The 13,782-nt window shown below is 37.1% G+C and carries 10 protein-coding genes; 8 read left to right on the forward strand and 2 right to left on the reverse strand.

What is annotated here, in order from left to right; translation table 11 throughout:
- Positions 1-15 precede the first annotated feature (15 nt).
- The gene (miaB, locus tag BD809_RS02185; protein ID WP_148781314.1) at positions 16-1,461 is read right to left on the reverse strand and encodes a tRNA (N6-isopentenyl adenosine(37)-C2)-methylthiotransferase MiaB; all 1,446 of its coding nucleotides are present in this window, start codon (positions 1,459-1,461) and stop codon (positions 16-18) included.
- Positions 1,462-1,816: 355 nt separating this feature from the next.
- On the opposite strand from miaB, the gene topA reads away from it, so the two are divergent.
- The 7 genes from topA (at position 1,817) to BD809_RS02220 (ending at position 11,312) form a co-directional block, all read left to right on the forward strand.
- Positions 1,817-4,354 (forward strand): type I DNA topoisomerase, encoded by a 2,538-nt coding sequence (gene topA, locus BD809_RS02190; protein ID WP_148781315.1) that lies wholly within the window; start codon positions 1,817-1,819, stop codon positions 4,352-4,354.
- Positions 4,354-5,502: a formimidoylglutamase gene (locus BD809_RS02195; RefSeq protein WP_148781316.1), complete on the forward strand. Its 1,149-nt coding sequence runs from the start codon at positions 4,354-4,356 to the stop codon at positions 5,500-5,502. The genes topA and BD809_RS02195 overlap by 1 nt, the downstream gene beginning before the upstream one ends.
- Before the next feature lie 110 nt (positions 5,503-5,612).
- Positions 5,613-6,983 carry a T9SS ring complex lipoprotein PorK/GldK gene (porK, locus tag BD809_RS02200; RefSeq protein ID WP_148781317.1) on the forward strand — a complete coding sequence of 457 codons (1,371 nt, stop codon included), beginning with the start codon at positions 5,613-5,615 and terminating at the stop codon, positions 6,981-6,983.
- A gap of 83 nt (positions 6,984-7,066) precedes the next feature.
- Positions 7,067-7,696: a type IX secretion system motor protein PorL/GldL gene (gene porL, locus BD809_RS02205; protein ID WP_148781318.1), complete on the forward strand. Its 630-nt coding sequence runs from the start codon at positions 7,067-7,069 to the stop codon at positions 7,694-7,696.
- A 57-nt stretch (positions 7,697-7,753) separates the two neighbouring features.
- The gene (porM, locus tag BD809_RS02210; protein WP_148781319.1) at positions 7,754-9,298 is read left to right on the forward strand and encodes a type IX secretion system motor protein PorM/GldM; all 1,545 of its coding nucleotides are present in this window, start codon (positions 7,754-7,756) and stop codon (positions 9,296-9,298) included.
- 16 nt (positions 9,299-9,314) lie between these two features.
- Positions 9,315-10,205, forward strand: coding sequence for a type IX secretion system ring subunit PorN/GldN (porN, locus tag BD809_RS02215; protein WP_148781320.1), 891 nt, complete (start codon positions 9,315-9,317; stop codon positions 10,203-10,205).
- A gap of 69 nt (positions 10,206-10,274) precedes the next feature.
- Positions 10,275-11,312, forward strand: a complete 1,038-nt coding sequence (locus BD809_RS02220; RefSeq protein ID WP_148781321.1) for an NAD(P)/FAD-dependent oxidoreductase — start codon at positions 10,275-10,277, stop codon at positions 11,310-11,312.
- 1 nt (position 11,313) lies between these two features.
- Here the strand turns inward: BD809_RS02220 and BD809_RS02225 are convergent, their stop codons facing one another.
- The gene (locus BD809_RS02225; RefSeq protein WP_148781322.1) at positions 11,314-11,700 is read right to left on the reverse strand and encodes a DUF983 domain-containing protein; all 387 of its coding nucleotides are present in this window, start codon (positions 11,698-11,700) and stop codon (positions 11,314-11,316) included.
- A 57-nt stretch (positions 11,701-11,757) separates the two neighbouring features.
- Between BD809_RS02225 and BD809_RS02230 the strand changes: the two genes are divergently transcribed.
- A complete protein-coding gene (locus BD809_RS02230) occupies positions 11,758-13,674 on the forward strand; it encodes an ABC-F family ATP-binding cassette domain-containing protein (protein WP_148781323.1) in 1,917 nt (638 codons plus the stop codon).
- The last annotated feature ends 108 nt before the right edge of the window (positions 13,675-13,782 follow it).

A 13,782-nucleotide genomic window follows, 5' to 3' on the forward strand; every position in this document is an offset into this window, starting at 1 on the left:
CTTCAAGTAAATAAATTAATTATTATCTGAGTAGGCTACAGCTTTACCTAGTAGTGTAGCACTTGTGCATTCGCTAATATGAACGAGCACAAAATCTCCAATTTTATAATGTTCTTTTGGGAAAATAGCTACGATATTCTGCGAAATCCTTCCGCTCCAATGTTGATCAGATTTTTTTGATTCTTTCTCAATAAGTACTTCAAAAGTTTTACCGAGATACGATTCATGTCTGTATGCGCAATGTGTTCGTTGAAGTGCAATAACTTCGGCAAGTCTCCTTTTCTTTACAGCTTCGGGTACGTCATCCTCAAATTTTCTTTCGGCCATGGTGCCGGGTCTTTCAGAGTACGCGTACATATATCCATGCTCATATTTTACATGTTCCAATAGTGAAAGCGTATCTTGGTGATCCTGCTCTGTTTCTGTAGGGAAACCTATGATCATATCTTGTGTAATAGAACAATCAGGAAGAATTTGCTTAATATCATCAATTAGTTTCATATACTCCTCACGAGTATGCAATCGGTTCATTTTCTTCAAGATACGATCACTTCCACTCTGTATAGGTAGGTGAATATGATTACAGATATTCGGATGCTTTGCCATAATGTTAATAACATCCAGCGTCATATCCTGAGGGTTGGAGGTAGAAAACCGGATGCGTAACCTAGGAAATTGCTGCGCTACCATATCCAACAGTTTTGCAAAATCAGTAGCTGTTGCTTTTTGTAAGTCACTCGCTTTCTCAAAATCCTTTTTCAAACCACCGCCATACCATAAATAGCTATCCACATTTTGTCCAAGGAGCGTAATTTCTTTGTAATTCTTGCTCACCAAGTCACTCACTTCTTGTAAAATACTTTGTGGATCACGACTTCGCTCTCTACCTCGGGTAAAGGGAACTACGCAAAAGGTACACATGTTATCACAGCCGCGTGTAATCGATACAAAAGCCGACACACCGTTGCTCTGTAGCCGTACGGGAGCAATATCGCCATAGGTTTCTTCTTTAGATAAAACAACGTTCACAGCATTACGGCCCGCATCCACCTCTTCAAGCAGATTGGGTAGATCTTTGTAGGCATCAGGACCAACCACTAAATCTACAATTTTCTCTTCTTCCAAAAATTTACTTTTCAGACGTTCGGCCATACAGCCCAATACGCCAACCTTCATTTTTGGATTGATTTTTTTTACAGCGTTATATTTTTCTAAACGTTTTCTAACGGTAAGTTCTGCTTTTTCTCTAATAGAACATGTGTTCACCAAAACAAGGTCAGCATCTTCCAAATTTTGAGTGGTGTTGAAACCATTCTCAGCAAGTATGGACGCAACAATTTCGCTGTCACTAAAATTCATTTGACACCCGTAACTCTCTATGAAAAGCTTGCGTTTATTGGTCTCTCGTGAATCAAGAACGAGCGCCTGTCCTTGTTTGTCTTCATCTATAATCTTCTCCATCTATAATGTACTTACTTGGTAATTTTGTTTGGACAAAGATACTCTTAAAAGAATAGCTGCCAAAGTGGCAGAGCTTTTTTATAATTATTTTTTACTTCAAGTCGTTGGTATCGGTATTTATAGTGTTGATGCGAGATAATTGAGTTATAACTATTCTACATTATATACTATACTTTTATACTAGTTAATAGAATGTATTAGGAGTCTGTATTTTCTATTTACTGATTATGAACATCGAATTCTCGATGAGAATCAATTTTATAGTCATAAAGCGCAAGAAATTCCGCTAAAATTATCCCAAAAAATTTTGTTGTAAAAAAATTGACATACTTTTGCTGCAAGAAAAAAGAGGATTATGGCTAAGAATTTAGTGATCGTAGAGTCACCTGCTAAGGCAAAAACAATAGAAAAATTTCTGGGAAAAGAGTATACCGTGGCGTCTAGCTTTGGGCATATTGCTGATTTGCCGGCAAAGGAACTTGGTGTTGATGTCGAAGGGGATTTTAAGCCTAAATATATTGTTTCGAAGGATAAAAAAGATGTTGTTAAGAAGCTGAAGGATTTGTCCAAAAAAGCAGAAATGATTTGGTTAGCTAGTGATGAGGATCGAGAAGGAGAGGCGATAGCTTGGCACCTTGCCGAAGAGCTTAATTTGGAAGAAAGTAGAACCAAAAGAATAGTGTTTCACGAAATTACAAAAAACGCCATTCTTAAAGCTATCGAAAACCCACGTAAAATTGATTACAACCTGGTAAATGCGCAGCAAGCTAGACGTGTTTTGGATAGATTAGTTGGGTATGAACTCTCGCCGGTTTTATGGCGTAAAGTAAAAGGAGGTTTGTCTGCGGGACGTGTGCAGTCGGTATCAGTACGATTGATTGTTGAGCGGGAACGAGAAATAATTGACTTTAAACCCGTGGCGTCGTATCGTATCGATGCAGAATTTTCAAATGCAGAAGGAAAGTCAATAAAAGCCAAACTACCGAAAAATTTTAAAACAAAAAAACAGGCAGAGGATTTTCTAAAAGCCAATATTGAAGCCTCACATAAAGTTGGAGACTTGATAACAAAACCGGCAAAAAAATCACCGGCACCGCCGTTTACAACCTCTACATTGCAACAGGAAGCTTCTCGTAAATTATATTTTTCGGTAAGTAAAACAATGACCATGGCGCAACGTTTGTATGAAGCTGGTTTGATTACTTATATGAGAACAGATAGTGTAAATCTTTCTGCGGAAGCACAAAAAGGAGCAAAAGCAGAAATTGTATCTGCTTATGGGGAAGAATTTAGTAAAGCCCGACAGTATAAAGGTAAGTCCAAAGGAGCGCAAGAAGCTCACGAAGCCATACGCCCTACGGATTTTTCGAGACATACGGTTAATATGGACTCAGATCAACAGCGGTTATATGAGTTGATCTGGAAACGAGCCATTGCATCCCAAATGAGCGATGCAAAATTGGAACGTACACAGGTAAGGATTGAAACTAATTCGCATAAAGAAATTTTTGTAGCCAATGGAGAGGTTATAAAGTTTGAGGGCTTTTTAAAAGTGTATCTCGAAGGTAGCGATGATGAGGATGAAGAGCAAGAAGGGATCCTGCCTGCACTAAAAGTCAATGAGGTTTTACATAGAAATTTTATTTCTGCAACAGAGCGTTTTACCCGACCACCAAGTCGATATTCTGAAGCTGCCTTAGTTAAAAAATTAGAAGAACTGGGGATTGGTAGACCTTCTACTTATGCACCAACAATTTCGACCATACAAAATAGAAAGTATGTAGAAAAAGGAGCTAAGGAAGGAGAAGAAAGAAACTATACAAGCCTGCGTTTGTCAGGAGATGTTATTAAGGGTAGTACCTTGAAGGAGAAAGTTGGAAGTGATAAAGGTAAATTAATACCAACAGATGTCGGGATGGTTGTAAACGATTTCCTGGTAAATCATTTCTCCACTGTGCTTGATTATAATTTTACGGCAAAGGTAGAGCAAGATTTTGATGATATTGCTGAAGGAAATGAGGACTGGAAAGAAGTTATGAAAGAATTTTATAACGAATTTCATCCCAGAGTTCAGGATGTGGCAGAGAATGCTGATCGCGAAGTTGGAGAACGTATATTAGGGGAAGACCCCGAAAATGGTAAGCCGGTTAGTGTGCGATTAGGTCGATTTGGTCCAATGGTGCAAATAGGATCTGTAGAGGATGAAGAAAAGCCGAAATTTGCTAGTTTAGGTCCTGGACAAACATTAAGTAATCTGACCTTTGAACAAGCAATGGATTTGTTTCAGTTACCCAAAGAAGTGGGAGAGTATAAAGGAGAGATTCTGACAGTTAATAATGGACGGTTTGGTCCATATGTCAAGTATGGGGACAAATTTGTTTCTTTGGATAAAGGAGAAGATCCTTTGGACATAAGTCTGGAGCGGGCAATAGAGCTTGTCGTTGCCAAAGAAAAAGCTGATGCTCCAATATACATGTACGAAGATTTACCGGTTCAAAAAGGAACCGGTCGTTTTGGTCCTTTTATTAAATGGAATGGAATGTTTATCAATGTTAATAAGAAGTATGACTTTGATAATCTGTCTGATGAGGACATCGTACATCTAATAGAGGAGAAAAAGCAGAAAGAGATTGATAAAGTTATTCATAACTGGGAGGATGAAGGTATTCGTGTTGAAAAAGCTCGCTGGGGGCGTAGTAATGTTATAAAAGGAAAGCTAAAAGTTGAATTACCAAAGACTGTTGACGCTTCTAAACTTAGTTTGGAAGAGGTTAAGGATATTTTAGAAAAAAACGCACCTAAGAAGAAAGCACCCAAAAAGAAAGCGGCAAAAAAAACAACAACGAAGAAAAATACTTCAAAAAAAACCGCTACAACTAAAAAGAAAAAATAATGGCTTTTGAGTTTCTTGTACCTGTTTCAGAAGATATAGTTGAGGCAAATAATTTTCTTTCAGAACAGTGTTTGGGCAGACAAATACAAATCCATACAAAAGAAGAAGGTGTTCCTGATTTAGACGGAATTGATGTGGTTTTTTTGGGAGTACGAGAGCAAAGAAATCGGGTAAATAAATCATCGGATGCTTCTGTGAATTTCGATAAAATTCGTTCTTCTCTTTACGGGTTGTATCCCGGAAACTGGAGTCTGAAATTTGCGGATCTCGGGGATATTCTACCGGGAGATGAGGTAAGTGATACGTACTTTGTGATCAAAGAAGTTGTCTCTACACTTCTGCAAAAAAATATTGTGCCTTTACTTATCGGAGGCAGTCAGGATATTGTGTACGCTCAATATCGTTCGTATGATATATTGGAGCGTATGGTGAATCTGGTCAATGTAGATAGTCGATTTGATATTGGTAATGCCTCAGAGCCAATTTCAAATCAATCGTTTGTAAGTAGGATTATAGTTGATGAGCCTTATAATCTATTCAACTACAGTAATTTAGGGTATCAAACATATTTCAACGCTCAGGAAGAAATAGATCTGATAGAAAAATTGTATTTTGATGCATATCGACTGGGAGAAGTAATCAATGATGTGACAATTGTTGAGCCCATTATGCGAGATGCAGATATAGTCACTATTGACCTGGGAGCAATTAGTTCGAATTCTTCACCAAACGGTTTTAACGGAAGAGAAATTTGTGCCATCGCCCGCTATGCAGGCATAAGCGACAAAGTTAAAAGCTTTGGGATATACGAATATGATCATGGAGCCGACGAAACATCCAGAGCCATGTTGGTGGCTCAAATTTTTTGGTATTTTATAGAAGGATTAAATTATCGATCCAATGAGTTAGATATTAAGTCTGACAAAAGTACGTTGCATTATAGTGTGCCTATTGATAATGAGGTGCTTTCCTTTTACAAAAGTGTAAAAACGGAGAGATGGTGGATAGAAATACCTTTTTTGTCGTCCGGACATAATAAATTAGAAAGACATACGTTATTACCTTGCACATACAACGATTACGAACGTGCTTGTAATCAGGAAATACCGGAAAGATGGTATAAAGCGAAACGAAAAAACGAAGTATAAATTATTTAACAAGGGGATTTGAGGTTTTTTCTGGAAAAAAATTGTTTTTCTGGAAATAAATAAATAGGTTTACCACCTTGAATCTTGAAGATCTTAACCTAAAACATGTTATGAAGAAATTTGTATCACTCTTTGCTATTTTAGCAATGCTCTACAGTTGTGGTGGTGGAAACCGCGGTGAATTGACTGGAGTGCAAGGTAAAAAATGGCATCCGCAAAAGCCCTATGGCATGACCCTCATCCCCGGAGGATCGTTCATTATGGGTAAATCAGACGATGATAAGGCGGCATTATCTAATGCTCCTACCAAAACGGTAACCGTTCGTTCATTTTATATGGATGAGACAGAGGTTACAAATAGCGAGTACCGACAATTCGTACAGTGGGTTCGTGATTCTACAATTAGAATGCGTCTCGCAATCATGGCAGATGATTTAGGTAAGACGCCAGGTGATGACGGTATTGGAGAGTATGCTTTCTTGGATGCGGATACCGAGAATATGACTGTGTATGAAAAATATGTTTATGATAACTACAGCGGAACCGGAGAAACTGGTTACGAAGGTCGTAGATTAAATAAAGATATTGATATCGAATGGGATGTTGAGGATTATCCAGATGAGTTTTATGCTGAGGTAATGGATACTATGTATATTCCTTTAGAAGAATCTTACAATGGTAGACGTACGCTTGATGTAAGTAAATTTCAATTTCGTTTTACTTGGATGGATATTCAAGCAGCAGCACGTGCTAAGAAAGGTAGAAGAAAAGACTTTGTTAGAGAAGAGGTTATAGAGGTGTATCCGGATACTACAGTTTGGATTAAGGATTTCAATTATTCATATAATGAACCAATGCATAATGATTACTTCTGGCACAGTGCCTATGATGATTATCCAGTTGTTGGAGTATCATGGGAACAAGCCAAAGCATTTTGTACTTGGAGAACAATTGAGAAAAACTCTTTTCAGAAGAAGAAAAATAAAGAATTAGTGAATTATTTCAGACTCCCAACAGAAGCTGAGTGGGAGTATGCTGCCCGTGGCGGGTTAGAGTCTACTACCTATCCTTGGGGTGGACCTTATGCAATGAACGACCGAGGTTGTTTCTTGGCAAACTTCAAGCCACTAAGGGGTAACTATGCTGCCGATAACTTTTTGTATACGGTAGAGGCAAAAACTTTTGACCCGAACGATTATAACTTATATAATATGGCTGGGAATGTTTCAGAATGGGTGCAGTCATCTTATGATCCTGCCTCCTATGAGTATGTGTCATCAATGAACCCGAACGTGAGTGATGATCAAAACAAACGTAAAGTTGTGCGTGGTGGATCTTGGAAAGATGTTGCTTATTTCCTACAGGTAAGTACCAGAGATTACGAATACGCCGATTCTGCGAGGAGTTATATTGGATTCAGAACAGTACAGGATTATATGGGTACTGAATCAACTGGAGAAGAGAATACTCAAAATAAATAATAAGTCCCAAAATTATCTATCAACTTAATTACTAACCCCTTTTTTTAATTATTAAAATTTAAAGAAAATTAAACAATTTTATTATGGCAAATTCAAAAGCAAGCAAGAAGTTAATGAACATGGTATACGGTCTGGGAGCAGCCGTTGTAATTTTAGGTGCATTATTCAAAATTATGCACTGGCCAGGAGGTAATGCAATGCTTATCGCAGGTTTAATTACCGAAGCACTTGTATTTACAATTTCAGCATTCGAACCAGTAGATGACGATTTAGATTGGTCATTAGTGTATCCGGAATTAGCTGGAGGCGTTGGAGGTAAAAAAGATAAAAATGATACAACACCAGACGGATTATTGTCTAAAAAATTAGATGATATGCTTAAAGAAGCAAGAGTTGACTCTAATCTTATGAGTAGTTTGAGTGAAAGTATCAGAAACTTTGAAGGTGCTGCAAAAGGAATTTCTCCAACAGTAGATTCAATTCAAGGTCAGAAAAAATATAGCGAAGAGATGTCAAAAGCTGCGGCTTCAATGGAGTCTTTAAATAGCCTGTACAAAGTACAATTGGAATCTTCTGCACGTCAGGCAGAGGCAAACCAAGCAATTGCTGATAATGCTGCTAAACTTAAAGATCAAATGGAAAGTCTAGCAAGTAACCTGTCTTCTCTTAATGGAGTTTATGGTGGTATGTTAAGTGCAATGAGCAAAAAATAAGACTTAGCGCACATAGAATAAAACTAAAATAATAACTACCAAAATTTAATAAGAGTTATGGCAGGAGGAAAATTATCCCCAAGGCAGAAGATGGTAAACCTGATGTATCTGGTTTTCATCTCAATGTTGGCATTAAATATGTCGAAAGAGGTACTAGCGGCATTTGGTTTGATGAACGAAAAGTTAGTTGAGTCAAACGAAACCACCACAGAACGTAATAATGCGTTTATGGCTGGATTAGTCGAAAAAGTCTCTGAACAACCAGCAAAATATACTCCACTTAAGGAGAAAGCTGACGAAGTAAGCAAGTATTCTGAAGAACTTAATACTTACATTGCTAATATTAAAAACACCATCACAAAGGACCTTTCTGATAAGAAAGATTACGTAACGATGGATAAATCTAATACTTTAGATGAAATTTTCTTTAAAGGTGGTGCTATTACCCCTGCAGGTAAAGAATTCATCAAAAAAATAGATGACTACCGTAAAGGTGTTACCGGCGTTATTGCAGAAAAGTATCCAAACATCGCTACTGATGTTGAGAAAACTTTTGCTACACAACCTGTAACCAACAGAGATGGTCAAAAAATAGATTGGTTAAAATATAACTACGAAGGGTATCCTTTAGTGGCCTCTATAACAAAGTTTACACAATTACAGTCAGATGTTAAAACAGCTGAGAGTAAAGTGCTTTCTGCAATGTTATCAGGACAATTAGAATCAGAGGTTTCTTTATCGAACTTTGAAGCTATCGTGGTTCCGGACAAAACTGCTTTCTTTAGTGGTGAACCGTTTAAGGGTAGAATTATCTTAGGTAAAAAAGATAAAACGCTTAAGGCTCATAAAGTAATCGTTAATGGTAAAGAGCTTGATGCAGAATCAATGCAAGAAGGTCAGACAATGCTTGACTTCCCTGCAGGTAATGTTGGAGAGCAGGATATCAAAGGTGAGTTTCAGTTCAAAGAAGGTGATTCTATCGTAACCATTCCTATCGAGAGTTCTTACGCTGTAATACCAAAACCAAACTCTGCAGTTATTTCTGCTGATAAGATGAATGTGGTATATAGAGGAGTAAATAACCCGATGACTATTTCTATCCCAGGTGTGCCATCTGTAAGTGCGCAAGCTCCTGGTCTTAAAAAAGCAGGTGGTGCTGGTAAATACATGATGAATGTTACTACAGTACGTGCCAGAGAAGTGAGTATCAAAGTTTCTGGTAAATTACCTAACGGAACTTCTGTTAGTGATAGTAAGAAGTTCAGAATTAAAGATATTCCAAGACCTGTAGGGACAGTACGTGGTGAAGATGGATCAATTAAAATGGCTAAAAACGCTTTAGAGATTGCATCAATTGGAGCTATCTTACCTGATTTTGATTTTGATATTAAACTAAAAGTAACAGGGTTTAAGTTTAAAGTAGAAGGTCAGCCAACAGTTAGCATTAACGGTGGAAGACTAAACTCTAAGGCAAAATCTGCTTTACGTAAAGCAAAAAGAGGATCAACAGTTCAAATTATAGATATTAAAGCTCGTTTAACAACTAACGCTGGCTATAAATTGAAAAAGATCTCTCCGGTTATTGTCGAGTTGACAAACTAATAAAAAAATAATGATTATGAATTTGAGAAATTTTCTAGTTACCGTTTTAGGTCTTTTCATTACATCATTTTCTTTTGGTCAGGCTAATATTTTAAATGCCGATGATCCGGACGATATCGGAAAAAAGACCCAAGAGCAAATATTAAATGATAATGACCGTCCTTTGGAATATGGTTATGTCGATGAACGTGATGTATTATGGGCTAAAACTACCTGGGAAGTAATAGATCTTGATGAGAGAATCAACTTTCCATTGTACTACCCAATTGATACCAATAACATTGGTGCTAATCGCCGTTCGCTATATGACGTACTTATGACCAATGTTAAGAATGGGAAGATTAAAAACATTTACTCAGATTCATATTTTACTGAAACACGTACAATCGAGGATCTAAGTACTACATTATCTAGAGTAGATACGACCGATCTTGGATTTGAACAATACAATGCTGGTGAAACAGTGGACCCTCAATATATTAATAAAAGGGAGATTGCTTCTGCTGACGTTTCAGAGTATCGTATTCGAGGGTATTATTATTTTGATAAAAGACAAGGTGAATTGCGTTACCGTTTATTAGGTATAGCGCCTGTTGCGCCTGATGTTAACTTTATCGATGATGATGAGCCTGATATGGTACCGTTATTCTGGATTTGGTATCCTGATGCAAGAGAAATTTTGCATAATGCCAAAGCCTTTAACCGTAAGAATACTTCCATGCCTTTTACCTATGATCATATATTGAACGCGAGACGTTTTAATAGTATGATTTATAAAGAAGATAACATTCAGGGTGACCGTGCAATTAAGGATTACGTGGTGGATAACGCTTTGATGCAATTACTGGAAAGTGAGCGTATCAAAGAAGGTATTCGTAACTTTGAAATGGATATGTGGAGTTATTAAAACTGCATCATAAAATTATAGTTGTAAAACCCTCAATCTTATATTGGGGGTTTTCTTATTTTTGAACCTATGTTGGATTATATACTTGTTGGATTGGGCTTGTCGGGACTAGCATTTGCTGAGCAATTAGCGCAAGAAGGGAAAACTTTTAAAGTGTATGAGAATTATTCTCAAAAATCTTCCCGGGTAGCCGGGGGATTGTTTAATCCGGTAGTATTAAAGAGGTTTACACCCGCATGGGGTGCTTATGAACATATGAAAACCGCTATTCCTTTTTATAAAAAACTGGAAGAAACACTTGATTACAAAATAGTGTATGACCTACCGGTATTACGTAGATTTAATTCGGTGGAAGAACAAAATTTGTGGTTTGAAGCTTGTGATAAACCTATTTTATCTTCCTTGTTATCACCTGAACTTTTAAAGAATACAAATACTGCGATATATGCGCCATTCCATTATGGTAAAGTGAATAATACAGGCAGAATTGCGATAAAAGGTCTTTTAAAAAAATACCTTGATAAATTACGCGACAGCGCTATGCTAGTTGAAGAATCTTTTGAATACGATTCACTCCAATTTAATACATCGGGTGTTGTCTATAATGGATTGCAGGCAAAGCACATTGTTTTTGCTGAAGGTTTTGGAGTCCATAAAAATCCTTTTTTTAATCACTTGCCGATTCCGGGTAATAAAGGAGAGTATTTGATTGTAGAATCTACAGAGTTACAGTTAGAGACTGCCATAAAAGCTTCTATTTTTATCATACCCTTAGGTAATAATCTTTACAAAGTAGGAGCTACCTATAATCCAAATGATAAAACTGAAACAATAACTGTTTCATCAAGAAAAATAATTGAAGATAAACTAAAAGTTTTTTTGAAAAGTAACTATCGTATTATTGATCAAGAAGCGGGAATTCGTCCCACCGTACCAGATCGTAAACCTATACTAGGTACACATCCTGACCACAATGCGATTCATATACTTAATGGGTTAGGAAGCAGAGGGATTTTAACAGGCCCTACGGTTGCAAAGCAGCTCTACCGTCATATCGAATATAATGAGCCATTAGATCCGTTACTATCTATTGATCGATTTAATTAACCTACGAAGATTGTTGTTCTTTTTTATAGTGCATAAAAAAGTTGATCCAAATATTACGTGCTAGCCTCATAATAATCGGCATAAAAGCTATCATTGTACCAACGATTACAAAAAAAGTACCCAACAAGCTAAGCTTAAAAATTAAATTGGAAATCACAAAAGCTGCGACAGCAAAAGCAATACCTACAGGATAACTAACGTACATGGCGCCATAAAAAAAAGAAGGCTCTATTTTATATTTTGTGCCACAGTGTGAGCAACGATCCTCCATTTTTAAGGTTTTGTGCAATTTATAAGGATTAGATTCCTTATACATACTTTCCTCTTGACATACAGGACAGGCACCTGTAATAATACTATATAATTTGGTTCCCCTTAAGAAGTTCATAGTTCCTTTTATTGTATCACAAATTTAAGCATCTTTGCACAAAATTGTTAGAAGCTGATGTTAAACATACACAACTTATCCATATCGTTTGGAGGCGAATATCTTTTTGAAGAAATTAGTTTTAGATTAAATGCAGGAGACCGTGTAGGACTCGTAGGAAAAAATGGAGCAGGAAAGTCAACCATGCTTCGAATTTTGTCAAAAGAACAGGAATCAGATTCAGGTCAGTTGGCCATGGATAAGGATGTCAAGATTGGATTCTTAAAACAGGATATTGATTTTGTGGAGGGACGAACTGTACTGGATGAATCCTACGAGGCATTTACTGAGATCAAGAAAATTGAACGAGAAATTGACGCTATTAATGTTCAGTTAGCCGAACGTACTGATTACGAAAGCGACAGTTATAGTCAATTAATTACTGATTTGAGTGACCATACACATCACTATGAAATTCTTGGGGGTTATAATTATCAAGGAGAAACAGAACGTGTGCTTTTAGGTTTGGGATTTCAACCCGATGATTTTGATCGTCTGACTGATACTTTTTCCGGTGGTTGGAGAATGCGGATTGAATTGGCCAAATTACTTTTGCAAAACAATGATATCTTGCTTCTCGATGAGCCCACTAACCATTTGGATATAGAATCTATTATATGGTTAGAAACCTTTTTAAAAGGGTATGCAGGAGTTGTAGTCATTGTATCTCACGATAAGATGTTTTTGGATAATGTGACCAATCGTACTATAGAAATTTCATTAGGACGTATTTATGATTATAATAAGCCCTATTCCAAGTATTTAGTGCTGCGCAAAGAATTGAGAGAACAACAACTTGCTACGCAAAAAAACCAATCTAAGCAAATCGAGCAGACTGAAAAGCTTATCGAAAAGTTTAGAGCTAAGGCTTCCAAAGCTTCTATGGCACAATCATTAATCAAGAAATTAGACAAGATTGATAGAATTGAGGTTGATGAGGATGATAATGCGGTGATGAATGTTCGATTTCCTGTTAGTGTACAGCCCGGAAAGGTAGTGATAGAAGCTGATGGGATTGGGAAGCGCTATGGTGAGAAAGTTATTTTGCAAGATATCGATCTCTTGGTCGAACGGGGATCCAAAATTGCCTTCGTTGGACAAAACGGGCAAGGGAAGTCAACTTTAGCCAAAATCATTATAGATGAGCTATCACATGATGGTACTCTCAAGCTGGGTCATAATGTTCAGATCGGTTATTTTGCGCAAAATCAATCAGAATACTTAGATGGCGAGCTTACAATTTTGGAAACAATGGTGAATGCTGCCAATGAAAAAACCAGAAGCAGAGTTCGTGATATGCTGGGATCTTTCCTTTTTAGAGGAGACGAGGTTGATAAAAAAGTTAAGGTACTGTCCGGGGGAGAACGTAACCGTTTAGCGCTTTGTAAAATGCTTTTAGAACCGTTTAATGTTCTGGTAATGGATGAACCGACCAATCACTTGGATATAAAATCTAAGAATGTTTTAAAAGAAGCATTGCGCAGTTTTGAAGGCACCTTAATTCTGGTTTCTCACGATAGGGATTTCTTACAGGGAATGACGAATACGGTGTACGAGTTTAAAGACAGAAAAATTAAAGAATACCTGGGGGATATAGACTTCTATCTGGAGCAGCGTAAGGTTGCAGATTTACGGGAGATTGAAAAAAAAGATAAGCAAACTAAATCCGTTTCTGCTACTAAAGTTGATGCGAAGCAGTCTTATGAGGATCAGAAAAAGGTTAAATCCTTGCACAATAAATTAAGCAATGTTGAATCCAAAATTAATCAACTAGAACGGGATATTAAGGCTATAGATCAGAATCTTGAATCTGATTATGATACAACAGTGGCCAGTCCAAATTTTTTCGAAAATTACGAGAAAAAGAAAGTTCGTCTTCAGAAACTCATGAAGGAGTGGGAGGAGGTTCAGGAAACCATAGAGGCGCTGGGTTAATGCTTTTAAGAGGTAAGCGGCGTATAATCGACAAAGAACGCTTATTTTTATGACTTTTTTAACTGCACTACCGCGGCGGTGTTAATAGTTTTGTAAAAATTTCAGCAA

The organism is Aquimarina intermedia, from assembly GCF_008124785.1.
Classification (GTDB): Bacteria; Bacteroidota; Bacteroidia; order Flavobacteriales; family Flavobacteriaceae; genus Aquimarina; species Aquimarina intermedia.